This window comes from Geodermatophilus sp. SYSU D00965 (assembly GCF_054050075.1).
Window position 1 is genome coordinate 61236 of sequence record NZ_JBJGYQ010000010.1, and the last position, 17224, is coordinate 78459.

14 protein-coding genes are annotated in these 17224 nt (G+C 75.4%); 3 read left to right on the top strand and 11 right to left on the bottom strand.

Annotation, left to right across the window (positions count from 1 at the left end):
* Positions 1-94: 94 nt before the first annotated feature.
* Positions 95-1177, top strand: a complete 1083-nt coding sequence (locus tag ACI789_RS11335; RefSeq protein WP_457009010.1) for a DUF4192 domain-containing protein — start codon at positions 95-97, stop codon at positions 1175-1177.
* Positions 1178-1201: 24 nt separating this feature from the next.
* On the opposite strand, the gene ACI789_RS11340 is transcribed toward ACI789_RS11335, so the two are convergent.
* The 4 genes from ACI789_RS11340 to ACI789_RS11355 form a co-directional block, all read right to left on the bottom strand.
* On the bottom strand, positions 1202-3304 hold the full coding sequence (locus ACI789_RS11340; protein ID WP_457009012.1) for a S9 family peptidase: 2103 nt from the start codon (positions 3302-3304) through the stop codon (positions 1202-1204).
* A 126-nt stretch (positions 3305-3430) separates the two neighbouring features.
* On the bottom strand, positions 3431-4822 hold the full coding sequence (locus ACI789_RS11345) for a phenylacetate--CoA ligase family protein (protein WP_457009014.1): 1392 nt from the start codon (positions 4820-4822) through the stop codon (positions 3431-3433).
* 33 nt (positions 4823-4855) lie between these two features.
* Positions 4856-5452: a TetR/AcrR family transcriptional regulator gene (locus ACI789_RS11350; RefSeq protein WP_456919221.1), complete on the bottom strand. Its 597-nt coding sequence runs from the start codon at positions 5450-5452 to the stop codon at positions 4856-4858.
* 174 nt (positions 5453-5626) lie between these two features.
* Entirely contained in the window at positions 5627-6334 is a 708-nt protein-coding gene (locus ACI789_RS11355) for a metal-dependent transcriptional regulator (RefSeq protein WP_457009016.1), read from the bottom strand.
* Positions 6335-6502: 168 nt separating this feature from the next.
* On the opposite strand from ACI789_RS11355, the gene ACI789_RS11360 reads away from it, so the two are divergent.
* Both ACI789_RS11360 and ACI789_RS11365 read left to right on the top strand, forming a co-directional pair.
* The gene (locus ACI789_RS11360; RefSeq protein ID WP_457009018.1) at positions 6503-7684 is read left to right on the top strand and encodes an acetoin utilization protein AcuC; all 1182 of its coding nucleotides are present in this window, start codon (positions 6503-6505) and stop codon (positions 7682-7684) included.
* Entirely contained in the window at positions 7677-10424 is a 2748-nt protein-coding gene (locus tag ACI789_RS11365) for a bifunctional acetate--CoA ligase family protein/GNAT family N-acetyltransferase (protein ID WP_457009020.1), read from the top strand. Before ACI789_RS11360 ends, ACI789_RS11365 begins: the two co-directional genes overlap by 8 nt.
* Before the next feature lie 115 nt (positions 10425-10539).
* On the opposite strand, the gene sigB is transcribed toward ACI789_RS11365, so the two are convergent.
* The 7 genes from sigB to ACI789_RS11400 form a co-directional block, all read right to left on the bottom strand.
* Positions 10540-11529, bottom strand: a complete 990-nt coding sequence (gene sigB / locus ACI789_RS11370; RefSeq protein ID WP_457009022.1) for an RNA polymerase sigma factor SigB — start codon at positions 11527-11529, stop codon at positions 10540-10542.
* Between the two features lie 249 nt (positions 11530-11778).
* Complete coding sequence (gene dtd / locus ACI789_RS11375) at positions 11779-12210, bottom strand: D-aminoacyl-tRNA deacylase (protein ID WP_457009024.1); 432 nt, start codon at positions 12208-12210, stop codon at positions 11779-11781.
* Positions 12211-12273: 63 nt separating this feature from the next.
* The gene (locus tag ACI789_RS11380; protein WP_457009026.1) at positions 12274-13359 is read right to left on the bottom strand and encodes a hypothetical protein; all 1086 of its coding nucleotides are present in this window, start codon (positions 13357-13359) and stop codon (positions 12274-12276) included.
* Positions 13356-14204 (bottom strand): DUF4142 domain-containing protein, encoded by an 849-nt coding sequence (locus tag ACI789_RS11385; protein WP_457009028.1) that lies wholly within the window; start codon positions 14202-14204, stop codon positions 13356-13358. The genes ACI789_RS11380 and ACI789_RS11385 overlap by 4 nt, the downstream gene beginning before the upstream one ends.
* 513 nt (positions 14205-14717) lie before the next feature.
* Positions 14718-15458 carry an ATP-binding protein gene (locus tag ACI789_RS11390; RefSeq protein ID WP_457009030.1) on the bottom strand — a complete coding sequence of 247 codons (741 nt, stop codon included), beginning with the start codon at positions 15456-15458 and terminating at the stop codon, positions 14718-14720.
* 118 nt (positions 15459-15576) lie between these two features.
* A complete protein-coding gene (locus ACI789_RS11395) occupies positions 15577-16257 on the bottom strand; it encodes a 2OG-Fe(II) oxygenase (RefSeq protein ID WP_457009032.1) in 681 nt (226 codons plus the stop codon).
* Positions 16190-17170 (bottom strand): patatin-like phospholipase family protein, encoded by a 981-nt coding sequence (locus ACI789_RS11400; RefSeq protein WP_457009034.1) that lies wholly within the window; start codon positions 17168-17170, stop codon positions 16190-16192. The genes ACI789_RS11395 and ACI789_RS11400 overlap by 68 nt, the downstream gene beginning before the upstream one ends.
* Positions 17171-17224 lie beyond the last annotated feature (54 nt).

The window sequence follows — 17224 nt, forward strand, 5'->3', positions numbered from 1 at the left end:
ACGGTCGGGTGGCGGGTGTCCACAGGGGTCCGGCCCGTCCACAGACGGCTCGGACCGGCCCCGGCGGCCCCGCCGCCCGGCGAGGGTCGGGCGCATGGACGACCGCCTGCGCGCCGAGGTGCGCCTCTCCGACCCCGGCGACATCGCCGCCGCACTGCCCGCGCTCGTCGGGTTCCACCCGCACGAGTCGGTCCTGCTCGTGGCCCTGGGTGGTCCCAGCGGGGGCCGGCTCGGGCTGACCGTGCGCGCCGACCTGCCCGGGCGGCGCGCGTCGCCGGCCGTCGCCCGGGCCCTGGCGCGCAGCGTGGCCACCGACGAGCCGGCGGGGGTCGTCGTCGCGGTGGTCTCCGAGGCGCCCGACGACGAGGAACCGCTGCCGGGGCAGCCGGCCGGCGAGGTCGTGGCCGGCCTGCCGCACCGGGACGTCGTCCACGAGCTCGTCCTGGCCCTGACCGACATCGGCATCCCGGTCCGGGACGCGCTCCTGGTGCGCCGCCGGCGGTGGTGGTCCTACGACTGCCCCGAGGCGTGCTGCGCCCCCGACGGCGGCACGCCGCTGCCGGCGGGGGTGACCGAGCTCGAGGTGGCCTCGGTGGCCAGCGGCGTGGTCGTGGAGCGCGACCGGGCCGCGCTGGAGGCGCGGATCGCCCGCCTCGACGGGCCGGCCCTCACGGCGATGGAGGAGCTCACCTGGCGGGTCGGCGACCGGCACGCTCGGGCGGCACGCACGGACGCGGAGGCCGCGGCCCGCCGCTCCTGGGACACCGTCGTCGGGGTGCTGGGCCGGTGCCGCCCGGGCGTGACGGACCGTCTCGCGGACCGGGACGTCGCCGGGGTGCTGTGGGCGCTGGCCGACGTCCGCGTCCGCGACCGGGCCCTCACCTTCGCGCTCGGGGACGACGCCGCCGCGGCCGAGGCGCTGTGGACCGAGTGCACCCGGCGGGCACCCGCTCCGCTCGACGCCGCGCCGGCCACGCTGCTCGCGGTCAGCGCGTGGCTGCGCGGCGACGGGGCGCTGGCCAACGTCGCGCTCGACCGCGCGCTGACCAGCCGCCCCACCTACACGTTCGCGCAGCTGCTCGCCCAGGGCCTGGCCGCCTGCCTCCCGCCCGGCGACCTGCGCGCGCTGATCACCGCCGCGGCCGCCGACCTCGACGAGGTCTGGGCGGCGTCGTGACCGGGCGCGCGAGGCCGCCGGCGGTCAGAGCAGCTCGGGCCGCTGCCACTCCTCGCCGAGCACGTGCTCGCCGAGGAAGCCGAGCACGGTCTGGTACCAGACCTGCGCGTTGCCCGGCGTCAGCACCCAGTGGTTCTCGTCCGGGAAGTACAGGAACTTCGACGGGACGCCCCGCTTCTGCAGGTCGTACCAGAGCCGCAGGGCCTCGCCGATCGGCACGCGGTAGTCGCGGTCGCCGTGGATGACCAGCACCGGGGTGCGGATCGCGTCGGCGTAGCGGTGCGGCGAGTTCTGCTCGTACCGCTTGGGCCGCTGCAGCGGGTCGCCCCACTCCTTCTCCCAGTAGTACGCCACGTCGGTCGTGCCGGTGAACGTGTCGATGTCCCACAGGCTGGCGTGGGTGACGATCGCCCGGAAGCGGTCGGTCTGCGTGGCGATCCAGTTGGCCATGTAGCCACCGAAGGAGCCACCCATGGCCGCGGTGCGGGTCTCGTCGACGTCGGGTCGCTGGACCGCGGCGTCGACGGCGGCCATGAGGTCGGTGTACGGGGCCTCACCCCACGCGCCCCAGCCGCGTCGGACGAAGTCCTGCCCGAAGCCCTGCGACAGCGCCGGGTTGGGCAGCAGGACCGCGTAGCCGCGGGCCGCCATGACCCACGGACACCACCGCCACGACCACGAGTTCCAGCTCATCAGCGGCCCGCCGTGGACCCACAGCAGCAGGGGCGCGGGGGCACTGGCCGAGGCGCCCTCGGGCAGCGCCAGCCAGGACTGCACCCGGGTGCCGTCGGCCGCGGTGGCCTCGACCTCGTGCAGGGTGCCGGGCAGGGAGTCGAGGGCGCCGGGAGCGGGCAGCGGGTCCGGGTGCTGGCCGGGCGCCTCCGGGTCCAGCCGCACCGGCGCGGGTGGCTCGTCGTAGGCCGAGCGCAGCGCGTACAGGGCGCTGCCGTCACGGGCCACCTGCAGGTCGCTGTACGCGCCGTCGGCGGTGAGCCGCACCGGCGTCCCGCCCTCGACGGGGACGCGGAACAGCGCGTGCCGGCCGTCGTCGTCGGCCAGGAAGTAGACCGCCCGGCCGTCGGCGCTGAACTGCGGGGCGCTGGGCCAGCGGTCGAAGTCCGGCGTGAGCTCCCGCGCCGCGCCGGTGGCGACGTCGACGTGCAGCAGCGTGTAGTCCGGCGGCTCCTCGTAGGTCGGCATCGCCTCGCGCACGCACACCAGCGCCGAGCCGTCGGGGGAGAAGCGAGCCGAGTGCACCTCGGCCAGCGGGTCGTCGACCAGGACGCGGGAGGTGCCGGTCGCCGTCTCGAGCACCACCAGGCGGTCGCGTTCCCCGGCCGGTCCGTCGGGCACCGTCTCGACCCGGGCGAGCAGCCGGCCGTCGGGGGAGAGGGTGACCGCGTCCCCGGCACCCTTCGGCGGCACGGCGTCCGGCGTGAGGTCGCGCAGCTCGACCGGCTCGGCGGCCGCGCCGGCGGGAGCCTCGGCCGGCAGCCGGCCGGCCCAGAACACGTGCGGCGCGGCGGGCCCGAGGTCGCTGTCCCAGTACCGCACCGGGTAGACCTCGTGGAGGATCGCGGTGACCCCCGCCTCCTTGCGCTGCTTGCGGCGTTCGGCGTCGGCCTCGGTGTCCCCGGCGCCGGGCATCGCCGAGGCCACCACGACGACCTCGCCGGTGTCCGCGGCGACGCGCACGCCCCCGATCCCGCCCGGGTGGGTCAGCACCGGCCGGGCCTCCCCGCCGTCGGCCGGCAGGCTCCACAGCGCCGGCTTGGGGTCCTCGCCGTTCGGCTTGGCCTCCGGGTCGGGGCGGGCCGAGGTGAACAGCAGCGAGCCGTCGGGCGCCCACACCGGCGCCGACTCGCCGGGCGCGCTCCGGGTCAGCCGGCGGGCCGGGCGCCGGCCGTCCGGGTCGACCTCCCACAGGGCCGTCTGCCACTTGGTGCGCTCCGGGTCGAGCGTCTGCACCGCGACCGCCAGCCGCCGGCCGTCGTGCGACAGCGCCAGGCCCGCGACCCGGGGGATCGCGACGAACGCGGCGAGGTCGGTGAAGGGGGACGCCGGCCCGTCGGAGCCGGCCTCCGGCGCGGGGTGGGACTCGGCGGACGCAGCGGGCGGCTGGCTCACGCGGGGCCTTCTCTCTTCTCCGGCGGGCAGCGGGCAGGACCCACGCTAGTGAGCCGGGCCGTCCTCCCGCCCGCGCCCCGGGCCGAGCGCTCCGGTCCGGGCGGAGGCTCGGAGCGCCTCCGGCCCTCAGGCCAGCGGGACGACGCGGCGCACCTTCCCGGTCCGCGGATCCCGCGGCAGGTCCGCCACGGTGCACACGGTCACCTCCGCGTCCGAGAGGCCGGCGCGGGTGAGCGCCGCGGTCAGGTCGGCACGCAGCGCCGCCCGCAGTGCGGGGTGGTCCGCCGCGCCGCACGTCAGGGCCTCGACCACGATGCCGCGGCACGTCTGGCGGACCCGGTGGTCCACGACCTCCGGCCGGTGGACGAGCACCGAGCGCACCACCAGCGGGTGCAGCGGAACGCCGCCGAACGCCAGGACGTCGTCGGACCGCCCCTGGACCCGGGCGCGGAGGTGCCCCGGCCCCGGCACGGGTGGCAGCTCGGTGAAGGAGTCGGCGAGCCGGTACCGGATGAGCGGCTGCAGGCGGTTCTCCAGCGTGGTGACCAGCACCGCGGCCGAGGGCGTGCCCGGCGGCACGGGCCGGTCGCGGTCGTCGACCAGCTCGACGATGCAGCCGTCCTCGGCGAACACGAGGACGTCGTCGTCGGGGGCGCTGGTCCCCACGAGACCCTCGGTAGAGCCGAAGGTGTCGGCCACGGGGACGCCGAACCCCGCCCGGATGGTGGCCCGCAGTTCCGGGGTGAGGGTCTCGCTGGTGCAGGTCACCACCGACGGCGCGATCCGCAGCCGGCCGCTGCGCTGCTCCTGCGCGAGGCGGGCCAGCACCGTCGGGTAGCCGTAGAGGGCGTCGGGACGCAGTGCGGTGAGCTGGTCGACGACGTCGGCCAGGGGCTGGGTGACCGGGACCGACAGGAGGTGGAACGGCAGCTCGCCCCCTGCGGTCAGCCAGCACGCCGCCCCGGTGGCGTGCACCGGCGAGCGGGCCCCCACCATCGCGATGCGCAGGCCGCCCGGGGGAGCGCCGTCGGCGCGCAGCCGGGCGACCAGCCCGCGGGACAGCGCCCCGAAGAACTGCCGGGACGCCGGGAGGTCCTGGACGAACACGCCGCGCGGCCCCGAACTGCCGCCCGAGGTCATCGCGAGCACCGAGCCGGGCAGGGCCGCGACCGCGTCCTCCGCTCGCGCGAGAGCGGCCTCGACGCGCTCGCGGGTCACCGCGGGGTCGGTGACCGCGTCGTCGAAGTGCTCCATCAGGTCGCACTTGGACATCACCGGCAGGGCGGAGAGGTCGCCGGGATCCAGCCCGTCGATGTCCACGCCGGCGAGCCGGTCGGCGTGGAAGGGCGAGCGCCGGACGGCGTGGTGCAGCAGGGCCCGCAACCGGGTGCGCTGGTGCTCGCGGATGCGGTTTCGCCCCCAGGTCGTCCGGGGGATGAGCTCGTCGTAGCCGGTGAGGAGCTCCCGCTGCAGGTCCTCGCGCAGCCGGGTCGCGGAGGAGGTCGGTGTCGGCTGCATGGCTGTTCCTTCCCGATGGGGGGATCCCCGGCCTCAGCGGGGTCTCACGAGCCGGGTGAGCAGGTCGACGGCGAGGTCGTCCGGCAGCGCCGCCGGGTCCGTGGCGCGTTCCAGCACGGCGCCGCTGTCGAGGGCGAAGTAGAGCTGGGCGAAGGTGCGCGGGGGGTAGACGGGGGCGAGCCCGTCCCGGGCCAGCGCATCGTCGACCGTCTCGGCGAGCAGCTCCACCGCCCGGGCGTGGAGTGCGGCGTAGCGGGCGTTGACCGCAGGGTCGCGCGCCGCCGCGGTGCGGAACTCGATCAGCAGCCGGGCCCAGTCCGCGCCCTCCCGGGAGCGCCGCGCGTTGACCCGCAGCAGCGCGCACAGGGCGTCGATGCCCGAGTGCTCCGCGGCCACCCGGGTGTTCTGCTCCGCGCGCTCGGCGATGCGCCGTTCCAGCAGGGCCAGGAACAGGTCGGCCTTGCCCCTGAACTGGGAGTACACGACACCCTTGGAGAAGCCGGCCTCCTCGGCGATCGCGTCCAGCGTCGCCCCGCCGTAGCCGCGGGCGAGGAAGACGCGGCGGGCGGCGTCCAGGACCAGCCCCCGGTTGCGCTCCACCTGCTCCACCCGGCTCAGTCGCGTCGCCACCAGCCCAGTAGATACCGGCGGTATCTGGATTCCCAGGGTATTTGGGCTCCACCCGCAGCGGGCGTCAGCGGTCGCTCGCCGGCCGGCGGCCGGGCCGCACCGAGCGGGCGGCCGGTCCGGAACGCCAGGAGGCCGTGGACCCGTCGGGTCCACGGCCTCCTGGAGCGGTCCGCCTCAGAGGCGGGGTGCCGCCTCGACGGGGGTCAGGTCCTCGTCGAGCGCGCTCACGAACACGTGCTGGGCCACCCCGGCCGGCAGCACGTGCCCGTCGATGCTGACCGAGCCCGAGACGAGCTGCGCGACCACCGAGGCGCCCGGCCGGACGCCCTGGTCGGCGAGCGTGCGCAGCAGGTCGGAGTGCTCCTGCAGCTGCTCGCTGATCCGCTTGATCTCCACCCGGCGCCCCTCGGGCGTGGCGGTCGTCGACAGCAGCGTCAGCGAGTCCAGCACCGCGGAGGTCTCGCCGCCGAGCGCGTCGAGGCCGGGGATGGGGTTGCCGAACGGCGACACGCTGGGGTTGCCGAGCAGGGTGAGCAGCTTGCGCTCCACCGCCTCGCTCATGACGTGCTCCCAGCGGCACGCCTCCTCGTGGACGTCGGCGTAGTCCAGCCCGATGACGTCGACGAGCAGGCACTCCGCGAGGCGGTGCTTGCGCATGACCGCGGTGGCCAGCTGCCGGCCCTCGTCGGACAGCTGCAGGTGGCGGTCGCCCTCGACGGTCAGCAGCCCGTCGCGCTCCATCCGGGCGACCGTCTGGCTGACCGTCGGGCCGCTCTGGTGCAGCCGCTCCGCGATGCGGGCGCGGAGGGGGACGATCCCCTCCTCCTCCAGCTCGAAGATCGTCCGGAGGTACATCTCGGTGGTGTCGATGAGGTCGTTCACAGGTCTCCTCCGTGTCTTCCCACGATGGTACGGGGAGCGACGCCGTGCGCCGGGTCACGCGGCGCGGCCGTACGGGCACGTCGAGCCGGGTCCGGCGGTAGCGTCGCGCTGGACGCGTCCCGGGGCCGTCCACCCTCGGCCGGTCCCGCGCACGCAGCGAGGAGAGCTGTGAGTGACTCGGTCACGGTCGTCTGGGACGACGCGCTGCTCGGCTACACGATGGGCGGGGACCACCCCCTCCACCCGGTCCGGCTGGACCTCACCATGCGGCTGGCCGACTCGCTGGGCGTCCTGTCCACCGACCGGCTGCAGATCCTGCGCCCGACACCGGCCGAGGTCGACCAGCTCACCCTCGTGCACGACCCCGCCTACCTCGAGGCGGTCAAGCGCGCCCCGGCCGACCCCGAGATCGGGTTCGGCCTCGGGACGCCGGACAACCCGATCTTCGAGGGGATGTACGACGCCGCGGCGCTGATCACCGGCGGCAGCGTGCTCGCCGCCGAGCAGGTGCACAGCGGCCGGGCGGAGCACGCGGTGAACATCTCCGGCGGGCTGCACCACGCGATGCGGGACCGGGCCTCGGGGTTCTGCGTGTTCAACGACGCGGCGGTGGCCATCGCCTGGCTCCTGGCCCAGGGCCACCAGCGGATCGCCTACGTCGACATCGACGTCCACCACGGCGACGGTGTCCAGGCCGCCTTCTACGACGACCCGCGGGTGCTCACCGTCAGCGTCCACCAGACGCCGCTGACCCTGTTCCCGGGCACCGGGTACCCGGAGGAGACCGGCGACGCCGACAAGGCCCTCGGCAGCGCGGTCAACCTCGCCCTGCCCAACGGCACCGACGACTCCGGCTGGCTGCGGGCCTTCCACGCGGTCGTGCCCAGCGTGGTCCGGGCGTTCCAGCCGGAGATCCTGGTGACCCAGTGCGGCTGCGACGCCCACCACGAGGACCCGCTCGCCGACCTCGCGCTCACCGTCGACGGGCAGCGGGCCAGCTACCGGGCGCTGCACGACCTGGCCCACGAGGTCTGCGACGGCCGCTGGCTGGCGCTCGGCGGCGGCGGGTACGGCCTGGTGCGCTGCGTGCCGCGCGCCTGGACCCACCTCATCGCCGAGGCCTGCGGGCACCGGCTGGACCCGATGACCGAGATCCCCGAGTCCTGGCGGGAGGACGTCGTCCGGCGCGGCCTGCGGGCCCGGCCGCCCACGCACATGACCGAGGGCGGCTACACCGGCTTCGCGCACTGGGACCCGTTCACCGAGTCCCGCGTCGACCGGGCCATCTCCCGCACCCGCCACGCCTCCTTCCCCTACGTCGGTCTGGACCCGGACGACCCCCGTGACTGAGCAGCACCCCCCGACCCAGCAGCTCGCCGTCGAGGACCTCCCGCCCGAGCCGGTGGCGGCCGAGACCGCGCCCCCCGCCGCGCCGGCGCACTGGGAGGCCGACGTCATCGCCGCGGACGGCGGCACCGTGCACCTGCGGCCGATCCGGCCCAGCGACGCCGACGGGCTGGTCGGCCTCATGGAGCGCAGCTCGGACCAGACGCGCTACTACCGGTTCTTCGGCCCGATGAAGCGGCTGTCGGACAAGGACCTGCACCGGTTCACCCACGTCGACCACGACTCCCGGGTGGCGTTCGTGCTCGTCCTCGGCGACCAGGTGATCGGCGTCGGCCGCTACGACCGCTACCCCGACACCGACGACGCCGAGGTCGCCTTCCTCATCGAGGACGCCCACCAGGGCCGCGGCCTGGGCTCGGTGCTCCTCGAGCACCTGGGCGCCGCGGCGCGGGAGCGGGGCATCCAGCGGTTCGTCGCCGAGGTGCTGGCCCAGAACAACCGGATGGTCCGGGTCTTCCTCGACGCCGGCTACACGCCGGAGCGCACCTACGAGGAGGGCGTCGTCCACCTCACCTTCCCGATCGCGCCGACCGAGACGGCGTTGCAGGTGCTCTACGAGCGGGAGCAGCGCAGCGAGTCCCGCTCGATCGCCCGGCTGCTCACGCCCACGTCGGTGGCGGTGGTCGGTGCCAGCAACGACGAGAGCAAGATCGGGCACGCCGTCCTGCGGCACCTGCTCGACTACGGCTTCCGCGGCCCCGTCTACCCGGTCAACCCGGGCACCCGGCACGTGCGCGGGGTGCCTGCCTACACCGGCATCGAGGCGATCCCCGACGTCGTGGACCTCGCCGTGCTCGCCGTGCCGGCCGACGAGGTGGCCGGGGTCGTGGAGGCGTGCCGGCGCAAGGGTGTGCGCGGGCTGGTCGTGATCTCCGGCGGGTTCGGCGAGTCCGGCCCCGAGGGGCGGCTCGCCGAGCGGCAGCTGGTGGCCGCGGCTCGCGCCTCGGGCATGCGCGTCGTCGGCCCCAACTGCCTGGGGATCGTCAACACCGACCCGGCGGTGCGGCTCAACGCCAGCCTGGCCCCGCGGGTCCCCGGGCGGGGGCGGGTGGGCTTCTTCGCGCAGTCCGGCGCGCTGGGCTCGGCGCTGCTCGAGCAGGCGCGCAGCCGCAACATCGGGCTGTCCAGCTTCGTGTCGGCCGGCAACCGCGCCGACGTCAGCGGCAACGACCTGCTGCAGTACTGGTCCACCGACCCCGGCACCGAGGTGGTGCTGCTCCACCTGGAGAGCTTCGGCAACCCCCGCAAGTTCGCCCGCCTGGCCCGCCAGGTCGGCCGCGACAAGCCGGTCGTGGCGGTCAAGAGCGGCCGGCACGTCCGGATGACCGAGGGCCTGGCCGGCACGTCGGTCTCGGTGCCCGAGGAGTCGGTGGCCGCGCTGTTCGCCTCGGCCGGGGTGATCCGGGTGCAGACGCTGGCCCAGCTGTTCGACGTCGGCACGCTGCTGGCCCACCAGCCGCTGCCGGCCGGCGACCGCGTCGCCGTCGTCGGCAACTCCACCGCGATGGGGGTGCTGGTCACCGACGCCGTCCTGGAGGAGGGGCTGCGGCTGGCCCGCGAGGCGCCCATCGACATCGGCGCCGGCGGCTCGGCCGAGGAGTTCCGGGCGGCGCTGCAGGAGGCGGTGGACGACGAGGGCGTGGACGCCGTCATCGCGGTGTTCCTGCCGCCGGTCAGCCGGGGCTCGGCCGAGTTCGGCCGCGCGCTGCGCGAGGTGGCCGAGGGCGCCGACAAGCCGATCGCGGCGACCTTCCTGTCGACCGAGGGGATCCCGCCGGAACTCGCCGTCCCCGGCGAGGACGGGACGCCGGCCCGCGGTTCGGTGCCGTCGTACTCCACCCCTGAGCGGGCGGTGATCTCGCTGGCCAAGGTGGTCGAGTACGCGCGCTGGCGCAGCCGCCCGGTGGGGGAGGTGCCGGAGCTGGCCGGCGTCGACGAGGCGGTCGCCCGCGCCCTCGTGCAGGGGGTGCTCGGCGACACCGCCGCAGGCCGCGCGCTCACCGACGAGGAGATCATCGCGCTGCTGGCGGCCTACGGCGTCCCGCTGCTGGCGACCCACACGGTCACCGACGCCGAGGCCGCCGTCGCCGCGGCCGAGCAGATCGGCTACCCGGTCGTGCTCAAGTCGACGGCGCCGTGGCTGCGGCACCGCTCCGACCTCGGGGGTGTCCGGCTGGACCTGGGCAGCGCCGAGGCGGTGCGCACCGCGTTCGCCGCCATCCCCTCCGGGGACCCGGTGATCGTGCAGGAGATGGCCGCGCCCGGGGTGGCCACCGTCGTGGAGATCGTCGACGACCCGTCCTTCGGCGCGCTGGTCAGCTTCGGCCTGGGCGGGGTCGCCACGGACCTGCTCGGCGACCGCGCCTACCGCACCCTGCCGCTGACCGACCTGGACGCCGCCGAGCTGGTCCGGGCGCCGCGGGCCTGGCCGCTGCTCAACGGGTACCGCGGTTCCGAGCCGGTCGACGTCGCCGCGCTGGAGGACCTGCTGCTCCGGGTCGCGCGACTGGCCGACGACCTGCCCGAGGTGCTGGGCCTGCGGCTGGAGCCGGTCATCGTCGGCCCGGCCAACCCCTGGCACGGCGGCCGGTCGCTGGTGGTCGCCGGCGCCAGCGTGCGGGTCGGCCCGCCGACGGCCCGGGTCGAGCCCGGCCCCCGGCGGATGCGGGTCCCCGGCGTCTGAGACGCCGAGAGCCGGCCACCCACTGGGTGGCCGGCTCTCGGCGACTGTCTGGAACGGCCCCGCGTCAGGGGCCCGTCCCGAGCTCGCGAGGGACGGGGGGACGCGGGGTCCCTTCTCAGGCGAGGTAGTCGCGCAGCGCGTCGGCGCGCTCCGGGTCGCGGAGCTTGGCCATCGTCTCGCGCTCGATCTGGCGCACCCGCTCGCGGGAGAGGCCGAACTGCTTGCCGATCTGCTCCAGCGTCCGGGGCTGGCCGCCGTCCAGGCCGAAGCGCAGGACGACGACGTCGCGCTCCCGGTCCTCGAGGGTCGACAGCACGTTGCGGACGTCGCCCTTCATCATCTGGAAGGCGACCGCGTCCTCGGCGACCGCGGCGTCGGCGTCCTCGATGAAGTCACCGAGGCGCGACTCCTCGTCGGCGCCGACGGTCTGGTCGAGGCTGACCAGGTCGCGGGAGTACTCGAGCAGCTCGGTGATCCGCTCGGGGGTCATGTCCAGCTCGAGACCGAGCTCCTCGGCGGTGGGCTCGCGCTCCAGCTCCTGGTGGATCCGGCGACGGGTGCGCACCACCTTGTTGACCTGCTCGGCCAGGTGCACGGGCAGCCGGATGGTGCGCCCGGAGTCGGCCATCGCGCGGGTGATGGCCTGGCGGATCCACCACGTGGCGTACGTGGAGAACTTGAAGCCCTTGGTGTAGTCGAACTTCTCCACCGCGCGGATCAGGCCGACGTTGCCCTCCTGGATGAGGTCCAGGAACGTCATGCCGTGGCCGGTGTAGCGCTTGGCCACGGAGACGACCAGCCGCAGGTTGGCCTCCAGCAGGTGCCGCTTGGCGGCCTTGCCGTCGATGGCCAGGGCCTTGTAGTCACGCTGGAGGGCGGGGGTCAGCTGACGCTCGGCCAGCAGCCGCTCGGCGTAGAGGCCGGCCTCGATCCGCTTGGCCAGCTCGACCTCCTGCTCGGCCGTGAGCAGCGCGGTCTTGCCGATGGTGTTCAGGTACACCCGGACGAGGTCGGTCGAGACCAGGCCAGTGGTGTCTGGCTCGCGGCGCGCGGTCCGGGAGCGCACCTCGAGGGTGTCGGTGGGGGAAGACTGCAGCAGCGTCACGATCTGTCTTCGTCCTTGCCTTCGGTTCGGATGCGTCCGTCGGTCGGCGGTGGCGACGGTGCGTCCGGGCGTCGTGGGTGGGGCTCCGGTCGGCCGGCTCGGTCGGCCGATGAGCCTCGCTCGTGTGTCCGTTGTGGTACGCCCTGTCCAACGGCGCCGACCCACTCGGGTGTTCCACGGATGCCCGCTTCACAGCAAACGCACAGGGCGTGTGTTCCGTCACCCCGCACTACCCACGGTCGTCGGGGCTCAGACCTCCAGCAGCAAGGTCATCGGGCCCTCGTTCACCGAGGAGACGAGCATGCGGGCGCCGAACACCCCGGTCGCCACCTCGCTCCCGCGCCGGCGCAGCTCGGCGACGACCTCGTCGACCAGCGGCTCGGCGACCTCGCCGGGGGCGGCCGCGTCCCAGGAGGGACGGCGGCCCTTGCGGGTGTCGGCGTAGAGCGTGAACTGGCTGACGACCAGCACCGCCAGGCCCAGGTCGCCGACCGAGCGGGCGCCGTCCTCGGTGGGGAAGACGCGCAGCTCGTGCACCTTGCGGGCCAGCGTGCGGGCCCGGTCGGCGTCGTCGTCCCGACCGACGCCGACCAGGGCCAGCAGCCCGCGCCCGATCTCGCCGACGACCTCCCCGTCGACGGTCACCGCCGCCGTACCGACCCTGCTCACCACCGCGCGCACCGGGCCATCCTCTGCCACACCGGGAGCGGCGACCGCTCGCGGTGGGCAGAGGACGGCCGGCGGTCAGCGACCGTTCGAGCGGTCGCTGCGGGTGGTGGGAGCCGCGTCGGTGTCGGCGTCGGCGGTCCCGGCGTCGGCGTCGGCGCCGGTGTCGGTGCTCGTGTCCGCGTCGGCGTCGGCGTCGGTCGCGGCGTCGGTCGCGGCGTCGGCGTCCTCGGTGCCCTCCCCGGTCTCGCCGCGCTCGCGGGCCTCGGTGGACTCCTGCGTGCGGGTGGCCGGGCGCTCGTCGGTGTCCGCCGGGGCCTCGGTCTCCTCGGCGGCGTCGGTCTCCTCGGCGGCGTCGGCGTCCTCCGCGGCCGCGTCGTCGGCCGGAGCGGCCGCCGCGTCGCCCTCCTCGACCCGGATGCGGACGGAGTCGACCGCCGGCATCTGGTTGGCGAACACCATCATCGGGATGCGGTGCGACCCGTCGCCGGCCCACGACATGCACTGGGCCTCACCGGCGGCGGGCAGCCCCGGGATCTGGACGGGGACGCTGTCGGGCGCGGCGCCGCCCTCGCCGTCCTCGGTCGCGACGAAGACGTCCTGACGCACCGGCTCGGGCGCCACGTCGGCGTCGCCGACCACGCGGCAGGCGGTGTGGAAGTGGCCGCGGACGATGCCGTTGTCGTCGAGGGTCGAGGACTCGAGGTAGTAGCCACCCTGCGCGGCGGGCAGGAAGCGGTCCCGGACGAGGTTGCGCGTCGACACGGTGAGCGTGAACGGCTGGCCGACCGTCACCGAGTCGGGGGCGTCGGTGATCAGCAGCTGCGGGTTGTCCTCGGCCGCGCCGACCTCGCCGAACGGGGTCGAGACGCACGCGGGCCCGATCTGGTTGCCGTCGTGCGGCGGCAGGTCGGAGTCCTCGCAGCCCACCGCCAGCGGCACCAGCGGCGCCGCATCGGCGGACGCCGGCGCGTCGTGGTCGTGGCCCGCGGCCGCGGCGGACTCCTCGCTCGCCGCCGCGGAGGACCCGGCGTCCGGCGTGCTGGTGGTGGCGGACGCCGTCGCGAGGCTGCCCGTGCCGGCCACCGCGACCCCGCCGAGCACCGCCCCCACGGCCATCGCCGCGGCGATCGGGAACGCTCGGTTGGTGGTGGACCTGCTCATGCTCTGCTCCTTGCGTGGTGACCACGGGCTCGTGCCCGCGTGGTGGTGGCTCGGGTCTCCCTCGGTCCGCTCAGGGCCTTGACGGTCCGGCCCAGCGTTCGGCCGAAGAGGACGAGGAGGACGGCGAAGAGGGCGGTGACCAGGGCGAACAGCACGAAGTTGAGCGTGTTCGACGCCCAGGCGGGGTTGTCGACGTCGGACGTGCCGGGCAGCTGGTCGTAGTCCACGAGCCCGGTCGACTCGAGGTACTCGATGTGCCGCTGGACGAAGGCCATCGCCTCGGCGGTGAACTCACGGATCACCGCGTTGCGCGTCGCGCCGCGCACCTCGGCGAGGACCGGCAGGACCTTCCCGTGCGCCTGGCGGAGCAGGAAGACGGCGCGCTCGTCGAACGCGGCGCCCTGCAGCCCGTCGATCTCGGCCATCCAGCCCTGCTGCTCGGGCGAGGGCTCCGGGGGGAGCGCCACGCCCAGCCGGCCGGCGGCGTCCTCGACGATCCCGTCGAGCTCGCTGTGCTCGGCGGAGATCTTGCTGCCGACCTCACGGACCGCCGGGTCCTCGGCCCGCTCGCTCATCCAGGTCCCGACCGGCATCTCCCACAGGCCGGCCTGCTTGACCTTGTGCAGCACCTCGCGGTCGGTGACCGAGAGGGGACCGCTGTCGGTGTCGGCCGGTTCGGCGGCCTCGGGAACGGCCTGCCCGTCGGACTGCAGGGCGGAGCCGATGCCCGCGCCCGCGTCCTCGCCCTCGTGGGCGAGCGGGCTGGTGACGGACGCCTCGCGCAGGGGGACGCTCTCGGCGGCCTCCTGCCCGGTGGGCGTGATCAGCGTGATGGCGACGGCCACGAGGGCGACGACCGCGAGGACCGGCAGGCCTGCGCGACGGGTTCCCGAGTGGGACCAGCGCAGCAGGACCGGAACGAGTCGCTGCCCGGAGGGACGGTGGTGCATGGGGAAGAGAAGCCCTCGATCGGGTGAGCGGGTGTGACCGAAAGAGGTTAGGCATGAGCAGAGCGTGATCGGAAGCCCGTGACGGAACGGTTCTCACGGGGTGCGGGATCCACCCGTCCGGGACGCGCCGCTGCGCCTCTCCGACGCCGCGCCAGCCCCCTGCGAGAGGGCCGGGAGGAAGGGGCAGGTGAGCCGCCCGCCACGCCGACGGCCCGCGCACGCCCCGGGCGCGTCGTCCTGAAGACGCCCAGAGGTCTCCCGCCACCGTCAAGGTGAGAGATCCCACGCGCGTCGCGGCGGCACGCCGGGCGGGACTCGCGGGCACCGCAGGGCCGGGGGACGACGGGAGCGCTGCGGTGGGGGACCGGCGGCGTCCTCGGCCGGTGACGTCCTCGGCCGGTGACGTCCTCAGCCGGCGGCGTCCTCAGCCGGCGGGGTCGGCTCCCCGGGAGCGGGTCGGCCGACCGGCTCGCCGCGGCTGTGGCCACCGGAGGCCGCGGCGGTGAGGACCACCCAGCGCGCCCGCTCGGCGTCCAGGCGGGCACGCGCCGCCCGGTTCCGGTACCGGCCCGCTACCTGGGCCCGCCCGGCCTCGTCCGCGTCCCTTGCCAGTTCCTCCAGGGTCGCGGCCACCTGGACCGCCGACGCGACCAGGCGGGTGGCCAGGGCGAGGACGTCGCGGGTGACCTCCTGGAGCCGGTCGGGCGGCAGCGGCTCGCGGTACGGCACCCGGGCCCAGACGACCTTGCGGCCGTCCTCGACCACCCATCCCCGTGCGCCGCACATCCGCGCGACCAGGGACAGGCCCATGCCGCCGAGTCCGGGGTCGCGGTCCAGCGCCGGGGTCGGCGGGCGACCGGGTGCGGCGTCACTGACGGCCACCAGCCAGCCGAGCACGGCCGCGGTGACGGTGACGTGGACCGGTGGCCGACCGTGTCGCAGCGCGTTCGAGACCAGTTCCTCGACGACCAGCAGGAGTCGCTCGCCGTCGTCGGTGCCGGTCGGCAACGACCCGTCGTGCAGCGCCGCGCGCACACGGCGGCGCAGAACCGCCAGGTCCGCGGTGCTGCCCGGCTGTCCCTCCCAGGTCGCCGTCCGGTGGGGGTCGCGTACCGGCGGGGGGTGGTGCGCCCACACGCTCACGCTCACGCGTCCACCCCCGGCCCCGAGGCGGCGCGACCCGCGGGGTCCACGCCCTGGGGCGGACGTGGACACACCCTCGGACCGGCCGGGCTCGTTCTGTTCGACCTCCGTCGGTGATGCCGGTCTACCCACCCACGGCGTGTCCATGCGGCACCGGGCGTCTCGCGGCCGGTCCGGCCGCGTCGTGCAGGACCAGGCCGAGGGTGTGGCGGCATCCGGTGTGGATGGTGCTGACGCCGTGGCGGACCGGTGCGGCCGACCAGCCGCGGGCGGAGCGGACCGGGCGGTCGCTGGTGGTGAAGACCAGCGCGTGTCCCTGGGGGAGCACGGTGGCGTGGCCGCGGGACTGGGCCCGGGACCGCTGCTCGACCACGAGGAACTCCCCACCGGTGTGGTCGGTGCCGGGCGTGTCCAGACCGACGACGACCTGCAGCGGGAACACCAGGTCGCCGTGGAGGTCGCGGTGCAGCGCGTTCCGATCGCCGGGGCCGTACCGCAGCAGGATCGGCGTGGGCTTGGCCTGCCCGGCTGCGTGGCACCGGTCCATCCACTCGTCGAAGCCGGCGATCTGCCGGAACTCCTGCGGGGTCAGCAGCGGACCGGACAGCGCCGAGCCGCTCGCGTCGAGGCGGGCGCTGGGTGCCGGCCGGTCGAGGTGGTCGACGCACGTGGCGAGCTGCTGGTCCGCTCGGTCCTGGCCGGACCGCCCGATCGGGGAGTCGGCCGTCGGGGAACCGCTACCGGCGGCTCGCCGCGACCGCGGCCCGCACGAGCTCGGCGACCTCGGGACGCGCGCAGTACGCACCGGCGGCCAGGAACGACTGCTGGATCACCTCGTCCAGGCGGTGCCGCGACATCATGTCGTCGCCCATGACCGCCTGCTCGGCCGGGCCCGGAGCGAAGACCACCGTCCGGACGCCGGCCGTCTCGAGCGCCCGCGCCTCGTGTCGCAGCAGCCGGGCGGAGTGCCGGCGCGAGGCCGCGTAGACGTTGAGCTGCGACCCCGCTGGCCCGCTCATCGGCGAGACGATCACGGCGAGGTCCAGACGGCAGCGGCGCAGCAGCGCGGCGTTCGTCGGCGAGTGCACGCCGCCGTCGACGTAGGTGTGCGCCCCGATCCGGACCGGCGCGAAGTACCCGGGCACCGCGCAGGACGCCGCGACCGCCAGGTGGATCGGCGCCGGTGGCGTGCCGGGCCGGCCGAACACGACCCGGCGACCGTCGTGCCGGTGGACGGCGCAGATCCACAGCGCGCGCTCGGGCCACTGCGGCCGCTCCAGCTCCCGCAGGGCGGCGAGCTGCTCGACGATGTCGTGCCGCCCGGGCGCCACCAGGGCCATCGCGGCGGCCAGCGGCCGGAACCGCCACGGCCGGGTCAGCGCCCGGTGCACCATCCGCGGTGCCGGCAGCCGCATCGGGCGGAGCAACAGCTCCAGCGGACGGAACGGGGCCAGCTCGGGCACCGGCGTGGCAGCGATCTGCCGCAGCACGTCGTCGTCGCCGGAGAGCGGAGCCTTGACCGTCCACGCGGCGAGGTCCTCGGCCTTGACGCCGAGCCGCAGCAGCGTGCCCGTGATCGAGCCGGCCGAGGTACCGACGATCACGTCGACCGTCCGCGCGTCGAAGCCGAAGTCGTGCTCGAGCACCGCGAGGACACCGGCGTGGTAGGCCTGCCCGACCACGCCACCGGCGCCCAGGACCAGCCCGACGCGTGTCACTGGGACAGTCTCCTCCCTGCGGGGCGCGGAGCGGAGCGCAGCTCGACGGGAGTC